The organism is Serratia sp. ME47, assembly GCF_903970925.1.
GTDB classification, from domain to species: domain Bacteria; phylum Pseudomonadota; class Gammaproteobacteria; order Enterobacterales; family Enterobacteriaceae; genus Serratia; species Serratia ureilytica.
The window spans coordinates 40,737-62,938 of sequence record NZ_CAJCKE010000005.1; the positions used below are offsets into that span (position 1 = coordinate 40,737).

Sequence of the window (22,202 nt, forward strand, 5' to 3'; positions counted from 1 at the left end):
TGAAAAACCGGGCGTTTAAAGCCGACGGGTGCGGGCGGGTGCTGCATTGGCAACAGCGGCTGACGGGCGGCTGTTGGTTATGCAACAAACCGCTCACCCCGCCAATCCAACCGTTTACCCGGCGGATCTGACCGCTGACCGAAATACGCCTGTCTTCCCCCCTTACCCCCGGCGATGATGAGCTGTTCCTAAACCCGCCTTACCTCGGGAAAGACGCTACGGCTCACCGCGCCACTCTGACATCTCTTACAAGCGGATGAGTTCATTCATATTTTGCAGACTGGAATTAAGGATACCTCATGAAACGAGAGGGGATTTTAAAGCACATTCCGTGGATGCTGCTGGGGATACTCGGCGCAGCCTGCCTCGGCGTGGTGGCGCTGCGCCGCGGCGAACACATCAGCGCGCTGTGGATCGTCGTCGCTTCGGTGGCGGTGTATCTGGTGGCCTACCGCTACTACAGCCTGTACATCGCCACCAGGGTGATGAAGCTGGACGCCGGCCGCGCCACCCCGGCGGTGGTCAACAACGACGGCCTCAACTACGTGCCGACCAACAAGAACGTGCTGTTCGGCCACCACTTCGCCGCCATCGCCGGCGCCGGGCCGCTGGTGGGGCCGGTGCTGGCCGCGCAGGTCGGCTACCTGCCCGGCACGCTGTGGCTGCTGGGCGGCGTGGTGCTGGCGGGGGCGGTGCAGGACTTTATGGTGCTGTTCATCTCCTCGCGCCGCAATGGCGCCTCGCTCGGTGAGATCATCAAAAAAGAGATGGGGCCGATACCGGGCACCATCGCGCTGTTCGGCTGCTTCCTGATCATGATCATCATCCTGGCGGTGCTGGCGCTGATCGTGGTGAAAGCGCTGGCGGAAAGCCCGTGGGGCGTGTTCACCGTCTGCTCCACCGTGCCGATCGCGCTGTTTATGGGCATCTACATGCGCTACCTGCGCCCCGGCCGCGTGGGTGAAGTGTCAATCATCGGCATCGTGCTGCTGGTGGCCGCCATCTGGTTCGGCGGCGTGGTGGCGCACGACCCGTACTGGGGCCCGGCGCTGACCTTTAAAGACACCACCATCACCTTCACGCTGATCGGCTACGCGTTCGTCTCCGCTCTGCTGCCGGTGTGGCTGATCCTGGCGCCGCGCGACTACCTGGCCACCTTCCTGAAAATCGGCGTGATCGTCGGGCTGGCGATCGGCATCTTGATCCTCAACCCCGAGCTGAAAATGCCGGCGGTGACCCAGTTCGTCGACGGCACCGGCCCGGTGTGGAAAGGCACGCTGTTCCCGTTCCTGTTCATCACCATCGCCTGCGGCGCGGTCTCCGGCTTCCACGCGCTGATCGCCTCCGGCACCACGCCGAAGCTGCTGGCCAATGAGACCGACGCGCGCTTTATCGGCTACGGTGCGATGCTGATGGAGTCCTTCGTCGCCATCATGGCGCTGGTGGCGGCTTCCATCATCGAGCCGGGCCTGTACTTCGCCATGAACACCCCGCCGGCGGCGCTGGGCATCACCATGCCGGATCTGCACCGCCTGGGCACCGAAGACGCGCCGATGATCATGGCTTCGCTGAAGGACGTGACCGTGCACGCGGCGGCGGCGGTCAGCTCCTGGGGCTTCGTCATCAGCCCGGAACAGATCCTGCAGACCGCCACCGACATCGGCGAACCTTCGGTGCTGAACCGCGCCGGCGGCGCGCCAACGCTGGCGGTGGGCATCGCCCACGTGTTCCACCAGATCATTCCGGGCGCCAACATGGGCTTCTGGTATCACTTCGGCATTCTGTTCGAGGCGCTGTTCATCCTGACCGCGCTGGACGCCGGCACCCGCTCCGGCCGCTTTATGCTGCAGGATCTGCTCGGCAACTTCGTGCCGTTCCTGAAGAAAACCGACTCGCTGGTGGCCGGCATCATCGGCACCGCCGGCTGCGTCGGGCTGTGGGGCTACCTGTTGTATCAGGGCGTGGTGGATCCGCTCGGCGGCGTGAAGAGCCTGTGGCCGCTGTTCGGCATCTCCAACCAGATGCTGGCCGCCGTGGCGCTGGTGCTGGGCACCGTGGTGCTGATTAAGATGAAGCGCCCGCAATACATCTGGGTGACCGTGCTGCCGGCGGTGTGGCTGCTGATCTGCACCACCTACGCGCTGGGCCTGAAGCTGTTCAGCGACAACCCGCAGCTGGAAGGCTTCTTCTTCCTGGCCGGCGAATACAAACGCAAAATCGCCGAGGGCGGCGCCGAGCTGAGCGCCCAGCAGATCGCCAACATGAACCACATCGTGGTGAACAACTACACCAACGCCGGGCTGAGCATTCTGTTCCTGCTGGTGGTGTACAGCATCATCTTCTACGGGGTGAAAACCGCGATGGCGGCGCACAAGAACCCGAAACGCACCGATCAGGAAACGCCTTACGTTCCGGTGCCGCAGGCCGCGCCCGCCGACGGCGTAACTGAGGGGGAGGTCAAAGTTTCGACCCAGCATTGATGTGATTTAACGGATACCCTGCATAATAAACGTTAAGCAGTACCCAAAGCCGCACGGCCTGTGCATCGCAAGGTGCCAGGCGTGCGGCGCGATGCAATCGAGATACCCGGGGCGACCCGGAGGTGGGGCATCCCTGCGGGAACCCCATCCCCCGGCTTCCCCTAATATCAGGCTAAAGCAAGCGCTGTAGTGATGCAGGGTAGAGTTGGAGAAGGCTTATGTTCGGAAATCTCGGCCAGGCGGGGAAGTATCTCGGGCAGGCGGCGCGCATGTTGGTGGGCGTGCCTGACTACGATACCTACGTCCAGCACATGAAAGACAACCACCCGGACAAGCCGGTGATGACCTATAAAGAATTTTTCCGCGAGCGCCAACAAGCGCGCTACGGCGGCGACGGCAAAGGCGGCATGCGCTGCTGTTAACCCGCAGTCACAAGGACCCGTATGAAACCCATCGCAGTCACCATCCTGACCGGCTTTTTGGGCGCCGGCAAAACCACCCTGCTGCGCCACATCCTGAACGCCGAACACGGCTATAAGATCGCGGTCATCGAGAACGAGTTTGGCGAAGTGCCGATCGACGACGCGCTGATCGGCGATCGCGCCAGCCGCATCACCACGTTGAGCAACGGCTGCATCTGCTGCAGCAAGTCCAACGAACTGGCAGACGCGCTGCTGGATCTGCTGGACGGCGTCGACAGCGGCCAGCTGGCGTTCGATCGGCTGATCATCGAATGCACCGGCATGGCCGATCCCGGCCCGATTACCCAGACCTTTTTCTCGCACGAGATCCTGTGCGAGCGCTTCCTGCTGGACGGCATCATCACCCTGGTGGACGCGGCGCACGCCGAGCAGCAGCTGAGCCAGTTCAGCATCGCCCAGGCGCAGGTGGGCTACGCCGACCGCATCCTGTTGACCAAAACCGACGTGGCGCCGGACTGCGAGGCGCTGATCCAGCGGCTGCAGCGGATGAACGCCCGCGCGCCGGTCTACAAGGTCACGCACGGCGATATCGATCTGAGCGTGCTGTTCGACATCGAAGGCTTCACGCTGAACGACAAGCTGAACCTGACGCCGCCCGCCCCGCTGTTCCGCCGCATCCCGCAGCCACAGAGCGACATCCGCTCAATTGTCGTGACGCTGGAGCGCCCGCTGCCGCTGATGCAAATCTCCGACGTGATGGAAGGCCTGCTGCTGGAATACGCCGACAACCTGCTGCGCTACAAAGGCATTCTGTCTATCGAAGACGAGCCGCGCCGCCTGCTGTTCCAGGGCGTGCAGCGGCTGTATAACGCCGACTGGGATCGGGAATGGCTGCCTGAGGAAGAGCGCAAGAGCACGCTGGTGTTTATCGGTGTGGATTTGCCGGAGGAGGAGATTCGGCAGCGGCTGCGTTGAGCCAGGAGAAGTGAGCGCCATCGGATAGCGCTGGATGGGGGAAGTCAAAACGGCGGCAACCCGCAACGGGTTGCCTGACCGAAAACGTTATCTTTTGGCGAACGATTTAAGGAACCGCAGGTTCCTCACCAGCACAACGGCCAGCAGGACGCCCCAATAGACAAACAGCTCGTATTTCATTTTCTCGCCCGCCAGCGCGGAAGCCGACGCCCCCGCCAGACACAGGAAAGTGAAGAAATACATTTCAAAACGCGGCATGGTCTTCCAACTGATAATCGAGAACTCCGTTCTCAGGATCAAGAATGCCCAGAAGGCCAGGCAGGTGCTGACCGCCGCGCCACCGGCGCCGAAACGAGGCACCAGCAGTGCGTTGGCCGCCACGTTGATAATCAACGCGATCAAGGAAGCCAGCATGGTGTAACCGGTCTTTCTGCTCAGGCCGATGCCGACCGCCGTCGTTTCCGACAGCGTGAACAGCAAAGGGAAACCCAGGCTCGCAACCAGAATGTATTTCACATTCACGTAGTTAGCGGGCAAGACAAAGTCAACCAGCCAGGAAAATAGCCCCCCCAGACTGAACAGGCAAACCACGGCAATCAGCATGCACTGCGTGACCTTGTTGATCATCTGCTGCTCGCCGCCCTCGTTGGATTCCGCCAGCTTGTAGACCATCGGCGCCCAAACGGTAGAAAATACGCTTTGCAGAATGCTCGCCACGCCGGCGAAGCTGACCGCCACCGAGAAGATAGCCAATTGTTCAAAGCCGGAATAGGCTCGCACGAACATCCGATCGATGGTGGTTAGCCCCCAAAACGCCAGCCCGCCCAAAATCAGCGGATAGCCGAACTTGAGCATCGCTTTCAGTTTGCCGGCGTCCAGCGAACTGCGCAGCGCGGCGATCCAATCCGCCCGGGAAGACCACATCAGCATCAGCGACACCGCGATAAAACCGACGGCGTTCGCCACCACCAGCTGCATCAGCGTATGCTGGGTGAACAGGACATAGCACAGGCCGATAACGATCAGCGTCATCAGCTTGGGCATCAGTTGGCTGAGCGAAAACGCCATCCCCTTCTCCTGCATCCTGAGTATCAGGGACAGGAAACGGTTGATGAACGAAGCCAACAGAATCAGCATGACAAGCCAGCTTATCGCCGTGTCTTTCTGTTCGAACAGCAACGCGGACAAACTGCCGGGGAACAGCAGGAACACGGCGCTGATGATGACGATCATCAGCAAGCCGGGGAAAGCAACGTTCTTCAACAGCTGCCCGCGATCGGATTCGCCGTGGTATTCCCGAACGTAAGCCTGATCGAGCCCCAAACTGAAAAACAGCACGCAGAAAGACACGGCCACGTTCAGCATGCTGATTCGGCCTACGTCGTCCGCCGAAAACAGCCAGGTGATCACCGGCAGGGTCAACAATCCCAGCGCGGCATTACCGATCGGCCCGATAGCGAACGCCAGGATCTTGCGGGCGTTCACTCAAAGAACCTCACTACGCTTTCAATGACTTTATTCAGATCGGCATCGCTCATTTTGTAGTACAGCGGCAAGCGAACCAGTCTCTCGCTTTCGCGGGTAGTGTAGTTGTCTTCGCCGATGAAGGTGCCGAAGACCTTGCCCGCCGGCGCCGAGTGCAGCGGAATATAATGGAACACCGCCATGACGCCACAGGCCTTCAGGTGAGCGATGAACTGCGTTCTTTGCTCGATATCCTTCAGCTTCACATAGAACATATGCGCATTATGCTCGCAGTCCGCCGGGATGGTCGGCAACGTCAGCAGCCCTTTCTCCGCCAGCGGCGCAAAGCTCGCATAGTACTTGTGCCAGGTCGCCAGGCGGTTATCGTTGATCTCATCGGCCAGTTCCAACTGCCCCCACAGGCAAGCCGACTGCAGTTCGCCCGGCAGGAAGCTGCTGCCGAAATCGACCCAGGTATACTTGTCTACCTGGCCGCGCAGGAACTGGCTGCGATCGGTGCCCTTCTCACGCAGAATTTCGGCGCGTTTGATAAAGCGTTCGTCATTGATCACCAACGCGCCGCCTTCACCGCCGCTGGTGTAGTTTTTGGTTTCATGGAAGCTGAAAGCCGCCAGATGGCCTTTAACGCCGACGAAATCGCCTTTGTATTTGCTCATGACGCCCTGCGCGGCGTCTTCAACCACCAGCAGGTTATGTTGGTCGGCCAGGCGCATGATCGCATCCATATCGCAGGAGACGCCGGCATAATGCACGGGCACGATGGCTTTGGTTTTATCGGTGATCGCCGCAGCCACCAGCGCTGCATCCATATTCATGGTTTCAGGATGGATATCGACGAATTTGATTTTTGCGCCGCGCAACACGAAGGCGTTGGCGGTGCTGACGAAGGTGTAGCTTGGCATGATAACTTCGTCGCCCGGCTGGATATCGACCAGCAGCGCGGCGATCTCCAGCGCGGCGGTGCAAGACGGGGTCAACAGCGCGTGTTTGCACCCCAGCTTGTTTTCAAACCATTGCTGGCACTGTTTGCCGAACGGGCCATCGCCCGACAGTTTCCCATTCTCCAACGCCGCATTGATATATTGAATTTCGTTGCCGGTTACCGGTGGTTTGTTGAACGGTATCATGTTATCCCTTGTTGTCGATTCTGAATGCATGCCGAGGCGGTGAGCCGTGCGGCATCAGGAAGTAAAGACGGCCTTTAACTGCGCGGTCAGGTTCTCAGCGGAGAAATAGGCTTCGATTTTTTGCTCGTTGTCATCCTTTTCCGCCGCGCTCAAGCTGCGTAGCGAAAACGTTTGAAGATCCAATACCTGAATACCCTTTTCCTGAAAGAAATCCCACTGCGTGGTGCCCGGATTCAAGAACACCGTTTTTTTCAGCCCCAGCAGGGAAATGGTGTTGCCCATCGCCTGCTGGCGATGGTGATTGAACACCGCGATATCCACTTTCCCCAGCAGCGCCAGGTAGTGCTGGAAAGGCATAAAGTCGGTCAAGGGGACAAACTTCTCGCCAAAGCGCCGCGTGCCTTCGGCCACCACTTCTGCCGCATAGCGTTTATTGCCGTAGGAGAGCGGCACGACCAGTTCGATATTCTCGTTTTTGTAGGTTTCCAAAACGTCGAACGCGGCAAAATGATTATTGGTCGGATCGGCGGAATTACCCAGCAAAATGGTGGTTTTATCGTCCGCGTCCGCCGCACGTTCGCCGATGACGTTTTTCTTGTATACGTTACTGGTATACAGCAGGCACTCATGCCACCGGCCGGCGCAGCCGTACCACTTTTTAGCCAGCTCGTAATCGCCCTTGATATAAGTGACAAAGTTGCCCATACGCTTGATGGCCGGGCGGCGGAGCAGCTCCGTCAGGCGCCATTTGAAGTTGCGCTTGCCGATTTGGTATTGGTAGAGATCGCCGCCCCACATGAACCAATAGCATTTCTTTAATACCCAGGGGGTCAACAGCAGCAGCAGCGCCATCTTGATGCCGTGGAAGCTGTGCAGAATCACCCGGTCGTGGCGTTGAATGGCCTTCATCAACTTCAGGGTCGGCTTGACGTTGCCGAACAGATCCGCCCCGAGATAATGAACGTTATCCGCCTGCGGCAAAGCGAAACGCGCCTTATCGCCGTAAACCCAAAAGGTGTGCTCATCGGGATCGAATTTCTCATTCACAAATTCAATGAATGAAGGGATGAATTTATCCAGAGGACAAATATGTACAGTGCTCATATCCGCTCTATATGCAGGTTCGTCCAGCGCCCCGCCGCGCGCCGGATGTTCGGTGCACGACGGGCCGGGCCGGGGTTATTTTTCCGCGATCAGCTGCGACAGATACTGGCCATACAGCGTTTTGCCGAGCAGCTTGGCTTCGGCGGCCAGCTGCTCGCGCGTCAACCAGCCTTTTCGGTAGGCGATCTCTTCCAGACAAGCGACCTTGAAGCCCTGACGCTTCTCAATGGTATGTATAAACTGAGAGGCTTCGATCAGACTGTCGTGCGTGCCGGTATCCAGCCAGGCGAAACCGCGCCCCAGCAGCTCGACGTTTAGCGTGCCGCGCTCCAGATACATCTGGTTGAGAGTGGTGATTTCCAGCTCGCCGCGCGCCGACGGCTTCACCTGCTTGGCCATCTCGACCACGTGATGGTCATAGAAATAAAGCCCGGTGACCGCCCAGTTGGATTTCGGCACGGCCGGTTTTTCTTCCAGCGACAACGCGCGGAAGTTATCGTCGAACTCCACCACGCCGAAACGTTCAGGATCCATCACCTGATAGCCGAAGACGGTCGCCCCTTCGCTGCGCTTCACCACCGACTCCAGCTTGTTGCCGAAGCCCTGGCCGAAGTGAATGTTGTCGCCGAGCACCAGCGCGCAGCTGTCGCCGCCGATGAACGCTTCGCCAATGAGAAAGGCCTGCGCCAGGCCGTCCGGGCTCGGCTGGATTTCATAACTCAGATTGATGCCGAAACGGCTGCCGTCGCCCAGCAAGCGCTTGAAGGAGGGCATATCTTCCGGGGTGGAGATGATCAGGATATCCCGGATCCCCGCCAGCATCAGCACGGAGATCGGATAATAGACCATCGGCTTATCGTAAATCGGCAACAGCTGCTTGGAAACGCCGCGCGTGATGGGATAGAGACGCGTGCCGGAACCGCCCGCTAAAACAATGCCTTTCATACTTCTTCCTTAAAAATCGATTAACGGGTCAAACCCAGACGCTCGCCGGCATAGGAGCCGTCTTTCACCCGGCGCCACCAGGTCTCATTCGCCAGATACCATTCCACGGTTTTGCGAATGCCGCTTTCAAAGGTCTCCTGCGGCTTCCACCCCAACTCCGCATCGATTTTGGCGGCGTCGATCGCATAGCGCATATCGTGCCCAGGGCGGTCGGTGACAAAGGTGATGAGATCCGCATAATGCGCGATGTCGCCCGGTTTGTTCGGCACCAGCTCATCCAACAGCGCGCAAATGGTTTGCACCACTTCGATATTTTTGCGCTCGTTGTGGCCGCCGATGTTATAGGTTTCGCCCACCGCGCCTTCAGTGACCACCTTATACAGCGCCCGCGCGTGATCCTCGACGTACAGCCAGTCGCGCACCTGGGCGCCGTTGCCGTATACCGGCAGCGGCTTGCCTTCCAGCGCGTTCAGGATCGTCAACGGGATCAGCTTTTCCGGGAAATGGTAAGGACCGTAGTTGTTCGAACAGTTGGTGACGACGGTCGGTAAACCGTAGGTGCGCAACCAGGCGCGCACCAGGTGATCGCTGGCGGCTTTGGAGGCGGAATACGGGCTGCTTGGCGCATACGGCGTGGTTTCGGTAAACAGATCGTCGGTGCCGTGCAGATCGCCATACACCTCGTCGGTGGAGATGTGATGGAAGCGGAACGCCTGCTTGCGCTCGGCGTCCAGGGCGTGCCAATACTGGCGAGCCGCCTCCAGTAAGGTGTAGGTGCCGACGATGTTGGTTTCGATAAAGGCGGCCGGGCCGTCAATAGAACGATCGACGTGGCTTTCGGCGGCCAGGTGCATCACCGCATCGGGTTGGAAGGCGGCGAACACGCGATCCAACGCCTGACGGTCGCAGATATCGACCTGCTCGAAGGTGTAACGATCGCTATCGGCGATCGGCGCCAGGGATTCGAGGTTGCCGGCATAGGTCAGGCTATCCAGCACCAAAATGTGATCAGCGGTATCATTGATAATATGGCGGGCAACGGCCGAGCCAATAAACCCGGCGCCGCCGGTAACGATAATTTTCATAGAATCCTCTAAAATACGCCGTGGTCATTTCATCGCCACATTGTTTTACATGCGCATAAAACGGCTAAAGGCCTTGTCGTGGGTAAACACCCTGCCGACCATCGAATCACAGCATTCCCCCAATCCCGCCGCGAGCAAGCCCCTAAAACCAACAGAGCTGCATCGCAGCTCTGTTGGTTTTAGGTCGGCACGCAACCGTCGTGTTCGGGTATCGCCGCCGGAAACGCCGGACGGCTACGCTACCGCCCTTGGCTCACAGACGCCAATCTCTGGTGGTCGCTCGGGTATTGCCGCCGGACGGCGACACGCTCAGGCCGTTCATCCGCAGGGCCGCAAGGTTTGCCACTGAAACCGTTCACCGACGCAACGCAGGAAGCCATGCCGTCGCAGAAGACAGCGTGATGCTTTCAATCGCTAAAAGCGGGTGGGAACGGCCAAACTTTCGGGGGATAACATAACGTATAGCGGCCCGAAAGAGCAGCCTTGGGGCGCTCTTTCAGATTATTACTCAGGGTGGTAAGGGGAGCGACTGACGCGCCGTCGCGAAAAGTCATGGCTATGGGGTGACGGCGCTGCGCCGGGTGATAACGGCTTGTACGGTCAACCTACGCCTTCACAAACCACATGGACGCATTGCCGAGTTCAACTTCGCTCGTACGGCCCCGCCGCCACCGACTCGCGCTCGATCAGGCTGGCCGGGAAGCTGGGGCGCTTGCTCAGCTCGCCGCCGTCCAGCATCGACAACAGGCGGTTGATAGTCTCCTGGATCATCTCGGTGACCGGCATCTTCATGCTCGACAGCGACGGTACGGTATAGGGCGCCAGCGGGATGTCGTCGAAGCCGATGACCGATACCGCCTCCGGCACCGCCACGCCGCGCTCCGCCAGCCGCTTCATCGCGCCGATGGCCATTTCGTCGTTGCCGGCGACGATGGCGCTGAACGGCTGCCCGCCGGCCAGCAACGCATCGACCGCCGCCACGCCGCTTTGCGCGTGCCATTTTCCTTCAACGATCAACGCCTCGTTAACCGCAATGCCCTGCTGCGCCAGCGCGGACTTGTAGCCGGAAAGCCGCTCCAGCCCGGTGGGGGAATCGAGCGAGCCGGTGATAAAGGCGATGTCGCGATGGCCGCGCGCGATCAGGTGCGCCACCGCCGCCGCGCCGGCGGCGTGCTGATCGCTGAAGATGCAGTAGCTGTCGTTCAGCCGCAGCCGCCGGTTGATCACCAGAATCGGCTGGCGGTGTTGGGAGACGATCTCGTCCATTTCCGCGATCGACAGAAAACGCGGATAGATGATCACCCCGTCGCAGCGCAGATCCAGCAAAAACTGAATGGCGGCCCGCTCCTCTTCCGCGGTGTGCTTGCCGTCCGCCAGGATCAGTTGGCGGCCGTTCGCCTCCATGATGCGCGCCGACTGCGCCATCAGTTCGCTGAAATAGTTGCCGCTGTAGAGGGTGTTGGTAACCACCAGGCCGAGGGTTTGGGTGGTGTTGGTCGCCAGGCTGCGCGCCAGCAGGTTGGGCCGATAGCCGGTTTCCGCGATGGCTTTATCCACCAATGCGCGTTTCTCCTCGCTGACATAGCCGCTGCCGGACAAAACGCGCGACACCGTCGCCTTTGAAACGCCGGCCTTTTTCGCCACCTCGAGTATCGTTGCCATCTGTGCGCCGCCAAAATCCATGGGTTCAGCGCAGTCTACCCAAGACGCCCGGCGTTTGGAACGCTTTCGCGCCCCTGCGCGTCGGTGCGCACTTACCTCTGACGATCCAGATCACGAAAACGAAACGCCAAAAATCATAGTTCTTGCCAACCACAAAACACCAATACATGATTTTGTGAAACCGGTTTCTTGTGGGCGTTTCATACGGATGGAACGACGGATCGCCCAGGCAGTAAATATTCGCCTTTGGGCTATCCGAATTGCTATCTGAGAGACGACACGCCATGCCGAAGAACTACGCAGAGATCTCGCACGCCATCGTGGCCGCCCTGGGCGGCACGGGCAATATCGAGGCCGTGACCCACTGCATGACCCGCCTGAGATTCGTGGTGAAAGACAAAGCGCGGATCGACACGCCGGCGCTGAAGGCCATCAACGGCGTGCTGGGCGTGGTGCACAGCGGCGAGCAGTGCCAGGTGATCATCGGCAACGAGGTGGCCAAAGCCTATCAGGCGGTGCTGGCGCTCGGCATGCCAGGCGCGGCGGCCCCCGCCGCCCCGGTAAAACGCAAGCTCACCCTGAAGGGCATCGGCGCCGGCATTCTCGACGCGCTGGTGGGCACCATGTCGCCCCTGATCCCCGCCATCATCGGCGGCTCGATGGTGAAGCTGTTGGCGATGATCCTGGACATGGCCGGGGTATTCGAGAAAGGCTCCTCGACCCTCGTCATCCTCAACGTGATCGGCGACGGCGCGTTCTTCTTCCTGCCGGTGATGGTCGCCGCCTCGGCGGCGCTGAAGTTCAAAACCAACATGTCTTTGGCGATCGCCATCGCCGGGGTGCTGGTGCATCCCAACTTTATCGATCTGATGGCCAAGGCGGCGCAGGGCCAGGCGGTGGAATTCGCCTTCATCCCGGTGACGGCGGTGAAATACACCTACACGGTGATCCCGGCGCTGGTGATGACCTGGATCCTGTCGCACATCGAACGCGGGGTGGATCGCATCACCCCGGCGGTGACCAAGAACTTCCTCAAGCCGATGCTGATCGTACTGATCGCCGCGCCGATCGCCATTCTGCTTATCGGGCCGCTCGGCATCTGGATAGGCAGCGGCATCTCTGCGCTGGTGTACACCGTGCACGGCTACCTGGGCTGGCTTTCCGTGGCCATCATGGGGGCGATCTGGCCGCTGCTGGTGATCACCGGCATGCACCGGGTGTTCACCCCGACCATCATCCAGACCATCGCCGAGACCGGCAAAGAGGGCATGGTGATGCCTTCGGAGATCGGCGCCAACCTGTCGCTGGGCGGCGCTTCGCTGGCGGTGGCGCTGAAAACCAAGAACCGCGAGCTGCGCCAGACCGCGCTGGCCGCCGCCGCCTCCGCCATCGTGGCGGGGATTTCCGAACCGGCGCTGTACGGCGTGGCGGTGCGCCTGAAACGGCCGCTGATCGCCAGCCTGATCAGCGGCTTCGTCTGCGGCGCGGTCGCCGGCATCGGCGGGTTGGCCAGCCATTCGATGGCCTCGCCCGGGCTGTTCACCAGCGTGCAGTTCTTCGATCCGGCCAACCCGATGAGCATCGTGTGGGTGGTGGCGGTGATGGCGCTCTCGGTGGTGCTGTCGTTCGCGCTCACGCTGATGCTGGGCTTCGAGGATCTGCCGGAAAACGCCGCCGCGCCCGGCCAAACCGCACCGGCGGCGAACGCCGCCAGCGCAACGCATTAACGTATATTTATACCCTAAATAGTTGGAGCGGCATCAAGGCGGCAAGAGAGCGAATCCCGATGAGCTTACACAAGTAAGTGATTCGGGTAAGTGAACGCAGCCAACACGGATGCAGCTTCAAGTATGACGGGTATTGAGGATTGCATGTCCGATTCAACATTCCCTAAAGGATTTTTATGGGGCGGCGCTTTAGCCGCCAACCAGGCGGAAGGCGGCTATCGCGAGGGCGGCAAAGGGCTGACCACCGTCGATATGATCCCGCACGGCACCAACCGCATGGCGGTCAAACTCGGGCTGGAGAAGCGCTTTAACCTGCGCGACGACGAGTTTTATCCCAGCCACGACGCCATCGATTTCTACCACCGCTACCGCGACGACATCGCGCTGATGGCGGAGATGGGTTTTACCGTGTTCCGCACCTCCATCGCCTGGAGCCGGATTTACCCCAACGGCGACGAGCTGACGCCCAACGCCGAAGGCATCGCCTTCTACCGCAGCCTGTTCGAAGAGTGCCGCCAATACGGCATCGAACCGCTGGTGACCCTGTGCCACTTCGACGTGCCGATGCACCTGGTGACCGAATACGGCTCCTGGCGCAGCCGCAGGATGGTGGAGTTCTTCACTCGCTACGCCCGCACCTGCTTCGAAGCCTTCGACGGGCTGGTGAAATACTGGCTGACCTTCAACGAGATCAACATCCTGCTGCACAGCCCATTCTCCGGCGCGGGGCTGGTGTTTGAAGCGGACGAAAACCCCGAACAGGTGAAATACCAGGCCGCGCACCACGAACTGGTGGCCAGCGCGCTGGCGACGCGCATCGCCCACGAAGTGAACCCCGCCAACCAGGTGGGCTGCATGCTGGCCGGCGGCAACTTCTACCCGTGGTCCAGCAAGCCGGAAGACGTGTGGGCCGCGCTGGAGAAAGACCGCGAGAACCTGTTCTTTATCGACGTGCAGGCGCGCGGCGCTTACCCCTCCTACGCTGCCCGCGTCTTCCGCGAGAAAGGTGTCAGCATCGTCATGGAACCGGAAGACGCCGACATCCTGAAGCACACCGTCGACTTCGTCTCCTTTAGCTACTACGCCTCGCGCTGCGCCTCCGCCGACATGAACGACACCAACAGCAGCGCCGCCAACGTGGTGAAATCGCTGGCGAACCCGCACCTGCCGCGCAGCGACTGGGGCTGGGGCATCGATCCGCTGGGGCTGCGCATCACCATGAACATGATGTACGACCGCTACCAAAAGCCGCTGTTCCTGGTGGAAAACGGCCTGGGCGCGCACGACGAGTTCAACGCCGCAGGCGAGATTGAGGACGACTACCGCATCAGTTACCTGCGCGAACACATCCGCGCCATGGCCGACGCCATCGCCGACGGCGTGCCGGTGCTGGGTTACACCACCTGGGGCTGCATCGACCTGGTGGCCGCCTCGACCGGCGAAATGAGCAAGCGCTACGGCTTTGTCTACGTCGACCGCGACGACCAGGGCAACGGCACCCTCGCCCGCACCCGCAAGAAATCGTTCTGGTGGTATAAGAAAGTGATCGCCAGCAATGGGGGGGATTTGGGGTAGGTTGGGGCGGTGGGGTTAGCGGGGGGAGCGGAGGGCTTCCAGTTGCAGTTGATTGCCTTCCTGCTGCACAACGAATTCGGCGACGAATTCACGCGCAGAGGGGAACTCACCTGCCTGCTGTTTCTTGATGGAGACCAGCTTCGCGGAGAAATGGTATTGCTTCCCCGGCGTAAATACGTAGCCCTCATCAGGGACGCACTGATTGGGGGCGATATCCCGCAGCGGCTCGAAGAATTTGAACGTGCGGTTCCGCGCCTCATCCAATCGATAAATCGAGATACCCACGAGCTTTTCGTCTCCCTGCGGTTGAACTGTGATGCATACTTTGCCCCCACGCAGGTTGGCGGTGGCGGGATAGTCTTCGGGGATGCGATCGCCTATCGACGGACAGCCGGCGAGCAGGAAAGGGAATGCGAGGGGGAAAATCCGTTTCATGATTACCTCAAATGCTGGGGCTTCATTTGGTATACGTCAATGACTTCGCGAGGGCACTACGCACCTGCTGCAAAAACGCGGGAACCGTTGTGCCCCATAGCTCAGGGCTGAAGGTAAAACCGAAACGTTGGTTGAAAAATGACTCCACATTATCCTGCGCCAATAACGCATCTATCTCATTGACCAAAGCCTCGCGCTGCTGATGAGTCGCCAGACGAATGTACTCTGCGATCAGCGCAGTAATATCGCCCTCTGCATTTATCAGGTCATAGTCTTGACCAAAATAAACGACGATCAGGTTATCAAGTTCGCTGGTTTTCATCGGCTTATCTCGCAGGGAAAGCGCTAAGGATAAAGTAAGGTTTGCCACTACTGCGTGTGCGTTGCATTACAACGCCAGGCCGAGATCCAAGCTCGAATAACTCGGCATCCACTGCGTTAATTAAAGCTGCCCCAGCTTTTGCTCTGCTTTTCGTTGCAACATGGCAAAGAACGCTACCGCGGTAGTGCCCCAGCTCTCCGGCACAAACTCATCTGAAAAATGCTCTGCCATGCCTTCGTTTATACGCCCTGCATAAGTCGCCTGAAACTCTTTAGTCTCCTCGAGGATATCGAGGATGACTTGACTGCCGTTTTGCTCCAGGAAGCCGTCAATCACCCCCTCGGCCGTTTCGGCATCAGTAAACAGATCATAATCCTGACCGAAGTAAATACTGAATAAGCTACTGAGTTCGCTGAAGTCTCCGTGCAATCTCATCATTACCTCAAAAGTCGGGAAAAGCTGTCAGTATGAAGTAGGGTTTACCTTGAAACTGCTGATAGTGCAACACGACCTTTAATCGCGATGTTCTCACTAATTGCGTTGAATTTTTACTCAGACCATAACCGATATCGCTGGACATAATATGGGTTAACTCAATATTTGGCCTTCCTGCAGGATTCGTGGCCCACAGTTTTATCCACTCTTTATTCGCTTTTAACGCCGAGCTGACGGCGACCTCTGCGGCCCCTAATGATTTAAACGAAGAGGCCTTGTTCACTCGTGGATTTTTTAAACGCTCTAACAGTTGCTCTTTCGTCACCCCAACATGGCGTTTAATGGTATGCCCACCCGGTTTCATCCCCGTAGGGGACTCATGCTCAACCAGCTTTACCCGCCCCATGCGCACGGATACGACTCTGGCAGCGCCAACCGCTCCGGCAAAGACAAAAGGCACAGCAATATCGACCGTTAAACCGACGTTATAGGCCGTTTCCCGATCGGCACCCAATGCTTGCGCCAATAAAACGGCAGACTGATAAGTATCGGTAGTTGTTGGATGCCCGGTAATCATCTGATTGGAAGCGGCTTTGATGCTGTCCAGGCTATGCGTTCCCACCACCACGCACCCGACCTTGGTGATAAACGTCGGATCCGGCGCATAACACAACACCCCGGCCCCCATCAGCTCAACGACACCACCGGCAAGCCCCAAACCGCCAAGCAGACGGTTACTGAGCGTTTCACCTTCAGTGACGCTTTCATCAGATAGCACCGCCGCAAGCTGAACCGGCGACAGGGCAATGCGCAACTCATCTTCATTCGCCATGTTCGTTCATCCGTGAATTAGCAAAGCCGTATGATTAACATAAGCTCTAGAAAGGATAAATACTGGAACGGTTTACGCTTCGCAGCGTGAATAGAGGATTACTGTGCATAACATTCATTTAGGGAATGGAATGACATGAATTATATTCGCTACATTAGGCAACATTACAAATATAAAAGGCCACCATAAATAACTGCGAGCTGCATTCCAATCCTAAAAGCAAATAAACTGTAATTCTATACAGGTTATTTTTTCCTTTTACTGATAACGTTATAGTTTTTCCGCTGCGGCAAAATCCGCAGCCGGAGTTAGCGTTCCGAATCTGACATACTACCGCTGTATTATGTAATAATGCAGCAGCTTTAGTTCACTCCAAATAATGGTGGCTCAGGCGGGGGCTTCGCAAGAAGCGCCGGTTCGTATGTCCCGGTGACGCTAACCCCGTCTGGGCTACCACCCGAGTTTAGCGTCTCTGGTGATAGTCATTAACTAATGACATACGGAGATGCACCTATGACAAAGGTTCCCACTACAGAATCCGTTGCAAGCACCCTTACCCTTTACCGTCAACTGTTTAACCACCTCGATCTCAGCGCTTTCAATCCCTCAGAACTCTTAGACCTGGCCGCCCTCTCTGCCGAACAGGCGGAAGGTCTGTGCCACGGCCTGATGCTATTCGGCCATTTACTGCAAAAGCACCCACAGCTGGATACCGAAGGCTGGGAGCAGCTGAACCGCTATCTCAACGCTACAGCACATCTGGTTCCGGCTTTGTGTAACCTGTATGGGCGTGCGTTGCGGGAGATGGAAGCCTGCGGCTAACGTAAATGGCAATCAGGGCGATGCTCATCGCCCTTCCCAACCACGATTTCCAATAGATCTGACTGACATATCACAACAAAAACATTCATCAAGGTAGGCATTTCCTCCCCTACCTGGCATAGTTAACGCATTCGGTAAATCGATGAGTTAACTGCTGGGTATTGATGCATACTGCTCTCGTCAGCAAGCACATTGCTCAGAGCCAACTCGGCAATGTGAGGGAGTGGTTTTGGCAACTGCAATAGAAGCGTTATCTTCAAAAGAATCCGTTTTAAAAGCCATCGAAGAATATAAAAAACTTGGCCGAGATGAATTCTTAAAACAACATAAAATAAAACGATTTAAAAAATCCACCCTTATTTATAATGGCGAGAAGTACGACATCCGAGGCATTGCCGCTAGAGCATACAGTGAGCAACATGGCTATCCGTTTAAGGGAATCAACGCCGATAGCGGAACGGAAAAAGCCATTCAATTTCTCAAGGACCTCGGTTTTGAGATCGCCGAAACACCGCATCCTTTTGACTATTTAACCGAAGGCAAACTCTACACACGCAAAGCGCTTATCGAGCTCTACGGCGGACAGCTACAAGGCGGTATCTGGACACCGCGGGAATTCCCGGTGATCTTTATCTTCACCGGAGAAAGCGGCGAAACCTACGGCTACAAAGATGGATGGACAGCCGAAGGCAGCTTCTCTTATACGGGAGAAGGCCAAAAAGGCGATATGGAATTTATTCGAGGTAATAAATCCATCCGCGACCATAAAAAAGATGGCAAAGACATCTTCCTGTTCGAAGACAACAAGAAAGAAAAAGGCGTTCGCTATCTTGGCATGTTCGAGTGCGATTCTTGGGATCATATTCAGTGCTTAGACTTAGAAAATAACATGCGGCAAGGCATTACCTTTAACCTGTTCAAAGTCTCGTCACTGCACGCGGTTGAAGAAGATGCAGACACCGATGAAGCTGATACGCAGACAGAGACGCTCGAGCAGTTACGCAAGAAGGCATTGCAGTCCTCACAGCAATCAGGCCAGCGCCAACAAAGCGACAGCAAGAAATCCTGGTTCAAACGCAGCGAAGACGTAAAAAAATACGTACTCAAGCGCGCTAATGGCATCTGCGAAGCCTGCGATCAGCCGGCACCGTTCAAGAAAAGGAACGGCGATCCCTACCTTGAACCCCATCACACAAAACGCCTCGCCGATGAAGGCCCCGATCACCCGCAGTGGGTTGGCGCCATCTGCCCCACTTGCCATCGCCGGATTCATAGTGGGGTGGATGGGAAAGAGGTGAACAAGAAGCTGATGGTGAAGTTGGAATTGAAAGAGGCTACATATAAGTAGCGAGTATTATTACAGTACCTCTAGGACCGAAACACTCTCTGTAGCCTTTTAAAAGATAATCCTAGATAAAGGGATTATCTTTTCCCCACATCATTTTCTGCCCACTCTTTGCAGAGATCTGATACGGAACAACCCATAACCTGAGTGTGTCTGAAAATGCGAAATGCTGGTGTATTGGGTGATTGAAGTCATCGTGCGCAGGATAAATTAAATACATATCTCCTGAGCCACCAAGATACTTTTGGCCATAGGCAAACATTTGGTAGAGATCGGATTGAGCAATGCCATAGAGAGGTTTTTCCTGCGAGTTGTTATTAATCAGCTTCCATTTGGTATCTAGCACCATTTTGGTACTGACCGGATGACGTGATTGAATCAACAAATCTGGGCGCAGCTTAAAACAGTCTCTCTCACCATGTTTAACCAACGAATAGCTTGCAGCCTGCGGCTTCACCTTGAAACCATCCGGCAATTCGTCAGCAAGCGTTGACGCGACAAAGGACTCAAATACCGCCTCCATCGGGAACAAGAGTGACAACGCTTTAGCATCGCCCTGTAGAGCGCTGGGGCTCATACCCTGCAATATCAACTGCGCCCACGCCAAAGGCTCATGGTAATGAGCCATACCGCGTTCCAAACGCAAACTCGATATGTCACCTTTTATATCTCTACTCGACGGGATACCATCAAAAGCAAAGCGTAATTCCTGTAACCAACGTTGATTATCAGAGGACAGGCTCAGGTTACCCAACTGATAAAGTGCAGAATGTAATAGCCTATTGGCCGCACAATCAGGTAAATAATCATCGTAATCAAGATAGAATTTATGACGGTTCACTACGTTATGGCGTAACTGCGCTGACAGCATCAACTTGCCCTTCATAAAGGGCAAGTTAGCCTGTTCTTTCACGTAATCTGACCGCAGTCCCTGCTTAAGTAGCTGGCTAACGCTATGCAAAAACTGGTTGATAAAGATCTCCAGTAAAGGCATTCGTTGCGCATGAACTGAAGCCTGCTGGGTTTGAATATGCCTAAATCCAGACAGATGACTTAGCATAATCAGTAGCGTTTCGCGCGCTTGCCCCAACGTAAGGTTTTTGCCTATCTTGGGCAGGATCTCCAGTTGCAGGCCATAGGGGGTATAGAGTATCCCTGCGTAATTCTGTACCTGTAGCAATCGGCGCCCAGAACGTGAGGTGAGTTTAAGCAGCTGGCTTCCTTTCTCACTGGTTAGGCTAAGCGATTCTAAATAGTCAAAAACCTCAGGAGGAAGAGGAACAGCGCCAACCGGCGACTCTTTTTCAACGCCTAACAGGTCATACTCAAAAACAGAGATCACCTTACCCATTTTGTACAGCCTGAGTGGCTTCTTCAGGTTGATAGATCGCACGGTAAGCCTGTGGCAAATCCCAGACTTCATGCTCAAACGCTTTCAGTTCGTAGGCGGTTGATTGCTGATCGTGGCGCCGTAAACCATGATCGGCACCAAAAAGAATCTCCAGATCGTCGCTTTGCTCCATCACGAATTGGAGGCTGTCGTTTTGTTTCTGATTATCCGCCAATACCAAACGGATTTTGTTCCAGTCGTCAAAGAAGTATTCCTGCAATAAGGGGATGATCTTCTTCTGGAAGGCCGCTTTCAGCTGTTTAAATGCCAAGTCTTCATCCTTCGCATCACAGGCTTTTTTAACTGGCATAAAGAAGGCATGCCCTAAGGTATGCTCACGATCGTAGAGCGCCTCAATTCGGCTATTAATCTTCTCTAACAAAGACTCAAGCTCAATGCCCTTTACTTTCGCTCCGCTGAGCAATGAAAGATCCGGCATCATCTCAACAAAGTCGAACCGGCGACGCAATGCGGTATCCATCAGCGCTAACGAACGGTCCGCGGTGTTCATGGCACCAATAATGTCTACGTTGCCAGGAACGCTGAATACTTGGCCGCTGTAAGACAGCTGCAAACTCATTGCATTGCTCATCCCAGCCCGCTTGTCGGTTTCTATAAGAGAAATCAGCTCGCCGAAAATTTTGGAGATATTGCCACGATTGATCTCATCAATAAAAATGGCATAGCGATGCGCCGGATCGGCCTTGGCCCGCTGGCATAACCGCATGAAAATACCCGGCTCTATGGGGTAAGAAATATTCCCATTGTCATCTGCGCGAGCTCGCATCCCTTCAATAAACTCTTCGTAACCATAGGATTGGTGGAAGGTGACTGCGGCAAATCGCTGAATAGCCTCTGCGGTTTGTGGGCCTCGTTTTAACTCATCATAAAGCGAGATAAGGTCTTCCACTTGTTCTAGCTGCGGCTTAACCAGGAACCACTCACTCTCTGCCGTTTTATTGAAAATCGCGGGCTCACGGCGGCCTTTATATTCGACCGTAGTAGACTCTGGCACGGTAAAGGATTGCAGCGTTGCCCACGCAGTTTGCGATAGATTACTGCTGCGGCCATTCAATAGAGCTTTACGCTGGAACCAAGGGTGCTCAATCAGCAAACGAACTTTGGCTTTTCTATTAAGATCTAACAAAACTAACGCAGTCACCTGCATCCAGTTCAGCGTTTCGAGACGAGAATCTAACCAAGCATCATAGTCAGCGGAGGCCGCTTGGGTGGTGTACTCCTTCATCTTTTGCTGCAAGACGAAAGTCTTTCCGGTGCCCGGTGGACCAAAGTAGATAGCGTTCACAGGTGAGTGCTGCGGTATCTGCGGGCTCACGACTTTATGGCTTTCTACGGCAAGATGGTTAGCCACTTCCTGTTGCTTTTGTTCGCCATCGCGCTCACGTAGCAATTCGTAAAGATGCCAGATTGCCATGTTGGCATAGTAAGGGTCCGCATCTGGTAACCGTGCGTTAATCGCATTCTTCAGTTCATGGTTTTTTTGCAGCCAATTTCCGGTAAGCGTGAGCGCCAGGGAAAATCGATCATTCAGAAACGTCGCCGTTTTGGTGAATGCATTCTCGTCCACCGTACTGGTGCAGGTTGCCGGTGTAAACGCCGCAAAGACACGATTCCGCAAACTCCAATACATTCGCTTGAGCTGCCCGCTCTCCTTGGCTTGCTGCAAAGCGGCTTCTACATATTGGTAAGTTTGTTCATCAGGCTGGCGACGAATGCGCTCGGTCAGCTCTCTGAACAACGGCAGGCTTTGTTGGAATTCAGCCAACGATGGAACACCCTGCCGAATACTGGCAATCCCGTTATCACGCTCGTACCAAAGCCGTTTAACCAGATCATCCGTTTCGGGCTCAGAAAATGTCGGCGTTTGCTGAAGTGACGCCGTGAATTCACGGTAACGACGATCCCACTCTGAATGCGAATAGTCTTTATATTCGGCCAGAGAACCGATCACTTCATCGAGAGTCAGCTTGCCTGCTTCAATATCGGCAACGATATCCATCACGAAATTCCTAT

Annotated in this window: 19 protein-coding genes; 7 read left to right on the forward strand and 12 right to left on the reverse strand. The window is 56.4% G+C overall.

Going from position 1 to position 22,202, the window contains the following annotated elements; genetic code table 11:
• Positions 1 to 299: 299 nt before the first annotated feature.
• The 3 genes from H7A77_RS07415 (at position 300) to yjiA (ending at position 3,877) form a co-directional block, all read left to right on the forward strand.
• The gene (locus H7A77_RS07415) at positions 300 to 2,480 is read left to right on the forward strand and encodes a carbon starvation CstA family protein (protein ID WP_182073996.1); all 2,181 of its coding nucleotides are present in this window, start codon (positions 300 to 302) and stop codon (positions 2,478 to 2,480) included.
• A gap of 218 nt (positions 2,481 to 2,698) precedes the next feature.
• Entirely contained in the window at positions 2,699 to 2,902 is a 204-nt protein-coding gene (locus H7A77_RS07420) for a YbdD/YjiX family protein (RefSeq protein ID WP_004953088.1), read from the forward strand.
• Positions 2,903 to 2,923: 21 nt separating this feature from the next.
• Positions 2,924 to 3,877, forward strand: coding sequence for a GTPase (yjiA, locus tag H7A77_RS07425; protein WP_182073997.1), 954 nt, complete (start codon positions 2,924 to 2,926; stop codon positions 3,875 to 3,877).
• Between the two features lie 87 nt (positions 3,878 to 3,964).
• Here the strand turns inward: yjiA and H7A77_RS07430 are convergent, their stop codons facing one another.
• From H7A77_RS07430 to H7A77_RS07455, 6 genes are all read right to left on the reverse strand, one after another.
• Positions 3,965 to 5,362: a lipopolysaccharide biosynthesis protein gene (locus tag H7A77_RS07430; RefSeq protein ID WP_072626652.1), complete on the reverse strand. Its 1,398-nt coding sequence runs from the start codon at positions 5,360 to 5,362 to the stop codon at positions 3,965 to 3,967.
• Positions 5,359 to 6,489, reverse strand: a complete 1,131-nt coding sequence (gene rffA, locus H7A77_RS07435) for a dTDP-4-amino-4,6-dideoxygalactose transaminase (protein WP_033651409.1) — start codon at positions 6,487 to 6,489, stop codon at positions 5,359 to 5,361. The genes H7A77_RS07430 and rffA overlap by 4 nt, the downstream gene beginning before the upstream one ends.
• A 54-nt stretch (positions 6,490 to 6,543) precedes the next feature.
• Positions 6,544 to 7,593 (reverse strand): TDP-N-acetylfucosamine:lipid II N-acetylfucosaminyltransferase, encoded by a 1,050-nt coding sequence (locus H7A77_RS07440; RefSeq protein WP_042783601.1) that lies wholly within the window; start codon positions 7,591 to 7,593, stop codon positions 6,544 to 6,546.
• Positions 7,594 to 7,668: 75 nt separating this feature from the next.
• Positions 7,669 to 8,538, reverse strand: coding sequence for a glucose-1-phosphate thymidylyltransferase RfbA (gene rfbA, locus H7A77_RS07445; RefSeq protein WP_033651411.1), 870 nt, complete (start codon positions 8,536 to 8,538; stop codon positions 7,669 to 7,671).
• 20 nt (positions 8,539 to 8,558) lie between these two features.
• Positions 8,559 to 9,623: a dTDP-glucose 4,6-dehydratase gene (rffG, locus tag H7A77_RS07450; protein ID WP_042783600.1), complete on the reverse strand. Its 1,065-nt coding sequence runs from the start codon at positions 9,621 to 9,623 to the stop codon at positions 8,559 to 8,561.
• Positions 9,624 to 10,265: 642 nt separating this feature from the next.
• A complete protein-coding gene (locus H7A77_RS07455; RefSeq protein ID WP_156965084.1) occupies positions 10,266 to 11,285 on the reverse strand; it encodes a LacI family DNA-binding transcriptional regulator in 1,020 nt (339 codons plus the stop codon).
• Between the two features lie 284 nt (positions 11,286 to 11,569).
• On the opposite strand from H7A77_RS07455, the gene ascF reads away from it, so the two are divergent.
• Both ascF and H7A77_RS07465 read left to right on the forward strand, forming a co-directional pair.
• On the forward strand, positions 11,570 to 13,012 hold the full coding sequence (ascF, locus tag H7A77_RS07460; protein WP_182073998.1) for a PTS cellobiose/arbutin/salicin transporter subunit IIBC: 1,443 nt from the start codon (positions 11,570 to 11,572) through the stop codon (positions 13,010 to 13,012).
• A 144-nt stretch (positions 13,013 to 13,156) separates the two neighbouring features.
• Positions 13,157 to 14,587, forward strand: coding sequence for a 6-phospho-beta-glucosidase (locus H7A77_RS07465; protein WP_182073999.1), 1,431 nt, complete (start codon positions 13,157 to 13,159; stop codon positions 14,585 to 14,587).
• A gap of 15 nt (positions 14,588 to 14,602) precedes the next feature.
• On the opposite strand, the gene H7A77_RS07470 is transcribed toward H7A77_RS07465, so the two are convergent.
• The 4 genes from H7A77_RS07470 to H7A77_RS07485 all read right to left on the reverse strand — a co-directional run bounded on the left by H7A77_RS07470 (position 14,603) and on the right by H7A77_RS07485 (position 16,611).
• Positions 14,603 to 15,022 carry a putative T6SS immunity periplasmic lipoprotein gene (locus tag H7A77_RS07470; protein ID WP_182074000.1) on the reverse strand — a complete coding sequence of 140 codons (420 nt, stop codon included), beginning with the start codon at positions 15,020 to 15,022 and terminating at the stop codon, positions 14,603 to 14,605.
• A 22-nt stretch (positions 15,023 to 15,044) separates the two neighbouring features.
• Positions 15,045 to 15,344 (reverse strand): contact-dependent growth inhibition system immunity protein, encoded by a 300-nt coding sequence (locus tag H7A77_RS07475; protein ID WP_182074001.1) that lies wholly within the window; start codon positions 15,342 to 15,344, stop codon positions 15,045 to 15,047.
• 120 nt (positions 15,345 to 15,464) lie between these two features.
• Positions 15,465 to 15,782 carry a contact-dependent growth inhibition system immunity protein gene (locus H7A77_RS07480; protein ID WP_129993840.1) on the reverse strand — a complete coding sequence of 106 codons (318 nt, stop codon included), beginning with the start codon at positions 15,780 to 15,782 and terminating at the stop codon, positions 15,465 to 15,467.
• A 4-nt stretch (positions 15,783 to 15,786) separates the two neighbouring features.
• Positions 15,787 to 16,611 carry an RNase A-like domain-containing protein gene (locus H7A77_RS07485; RefSeq protein WP_129993841.1) on the reverse strand — a complete coding sequence of 275 codons (825 nt, stop codon included), beginning with the start codon at positions 16,609 to 16,611 and terminating at the stop codon, positions 15,787 to 15,789.
• A gap of 513 nt (positions 16,612 to 17,124) precedes the next feature.
• On the opposite strand from H7A77_RS07485, the gene H7A77_RS07490 reads away from it, so the two are divergent.
• Both H7A77_RS07490 and H7A77_RS07495 read left to right on the forward strand, forming a co-directional pair.
• Positions 17,125 to 17,433 carry a hypothetical protein gene (locus H7A77_RS07490; RefSeq protein WP_129993842.1) on the forward strand — a complete coding sequence of 103 codons (309 nt, stop codon included), beginning with the start codon at positions 17,125 to 17,127 and terminating at the stop codon, positions 17,431 to 17,433.
• Between the two features lie 223 nt (positions 17,434 to 17,656).
• Entirely contained in the window at positions 17,657 to 18,781 is a 1,125-nt protein-coding gene (locus tag H7A77_RS07495; protein WP_370528310.1) for an HNH endonuclease, read from the forward strand.
• A gap of 61 nt (positions 18,782 to 18,842) precedes the next feature.
• Here H7A77_RS07495 and H7A77_RS07500 read toward each other — a convergent pair whose 3' ends face one another.
• Complete coding sequence (locus tag H7A77_RS07500; RefSeq protein WP_182074003.1) at positions 18,843 to 20,129, reverse strand: McrC family protein; 1,287 nt, start codon at positions 20,127 to 20,129, stop codon at positions 18,843 to 18,845.
• Positions 20,122 to 22,188, reverse strand: coding sequence for an McrB family protein (locus tag H7A77_RS07505; protein ID WP_182074004.1), 2,067 nt, complete (start codon positions 22,186 to 22,188; stop codon positions 20,122 to 20,124). Before H7A77_RS07505 ends, H7A77_RS07500 begins: the two co-directional genes overlap by 8 nt.
• Between the last annotated feature and the right edge of the window lie 14 nt (positions 22,189 to 22,202).

What these genes read in the sequence shown, in the direction of transcription:
- H7A77_RS07415 (WP_182073996.1), top strand. Translation starts at nt 300, where the DNA reads ATGAAACGAGAGGGGATTTTAAAGCACATTCCGTGGATGCTGCTGGGG.
- H7A77_RS07420 (WP_004953088.1), top strand. Translation starts at nt 2,699, where the DNA reads ATGTTCGGAAATCTCGGCCAGGCGGGGAAGTATCTCGGGCAGGCGGCG.
- yjiA (WP_182073997.1), top strand. Translation starts at nt 2,924, where the DNA reads ATGAAACCCATCGCAGTCACCATCCTGACCGGCTTTTTGGGCGCCGGC.
- rffA (WP_033651409.1), bottom strand. Translation starts at nt 6,489, where the DNA reads ATGATACCGTTCAACAAACCACCGGTAACCGGCAACGAAATTCAATAT.
- H7A77_RS07440 (WP_042783601.1), bottom strand. Translation starts at nt 7,593, where the DNA reads ATGAGCACTGTACATATTTGTCCTCTGGATAAATTCATCCCTTCATTC.
- rfbA (WP_033651411.1), bottom strand. Translation starts at nt 8,538, where the DNA reads ATGAAAGGCATTGTTTTAGCGGGCGGTTCCGGCACGCGTCTCTATCCC.
- rffG (WP_042783600.1), bottom strand. Translation starts at nt 9,623, where the DNA reads ATGAAAATTATCGTTACCGGCGGCGCCGGGTTTATTGGCTCGGCCGTT.
- H7A77_RS07455 (WP_156965084.1), bottom strand. Translation starts at nt 11,285, where the DNA reads ATGGCAACGATACTCGAGGTGGCGAAAAAGGCCGGCGTTTCAAAGGCG.
- ascF (WP_182073998.1), top strand. Translation starts at nt 11,570, where the DNA reads ATGCCGAAGAACTACGCAGAGATCTCGCACGCCATCGTGGCCGCCCTG.
- H7A77_RS07465 (WP_182073999.1), top strand. Translation starts at nt 13,157, where the DNA reads ATGTCCGATTCAACATTCCCTAAAGGATTTTTATGGGGCGGCGCTTTA.
- H7A77_RS07470 (WP_182074000.1), bottom strand. Translation starts at nt 15,022, where the DNA reads ATGAAACGGATTTTCCCCCTCGCATTCCCTTTCCTGCTCGCCGGCTGT.
- H7A77_RS07475 (WP_182074001.1), bottom strand. Translation starts at nt 15,344, where the DNA reads ATGAAAACCAGCGAACTTGATAACCTGATCGTCGTTTATTTTGGTCAA.
- H7A77_RS07480 (WP_129993840.1), bottom strand. Translation starts at nt 15,782, where the DNA reads ATGATGAGATTGCACGGAGACTTCAGCGAACTCAGTAGCTTATTCAGT.
- H7A77_RS07485 (WP_129993841.1), bottom strand. Translation starts at nt 16,611, where the DNA reads ATGGCGAATGAAGATGAGTTGCGCATTGCCCTGTCGCCGGTTCAGCTT.
- H7A77_RS07490 (WP_129993842.1), top strand. Translation starts at nt 17,125, where the DNA reads ATGACAAAGGTTCCCACTACAGAATCCGTTGCAAGCACCCTTACCCTT.
- H7A77_RS07500 (WP_182074003.1), bottom strand. Translation starts at nt 20,129, where the DNA reads ATGGGTAAGGTGATCTCTGTTTTTGAGTATGACCTGTTAGGCGTTGAA.
- H7A77_RS07505 (WP_182074004.1), bottom strand. Translation starts at nt 22,188, where the DNA reads ATGGATATCGTTGCCGATATTGAAGCAGGCAAGCTGACTCTCGATGAA.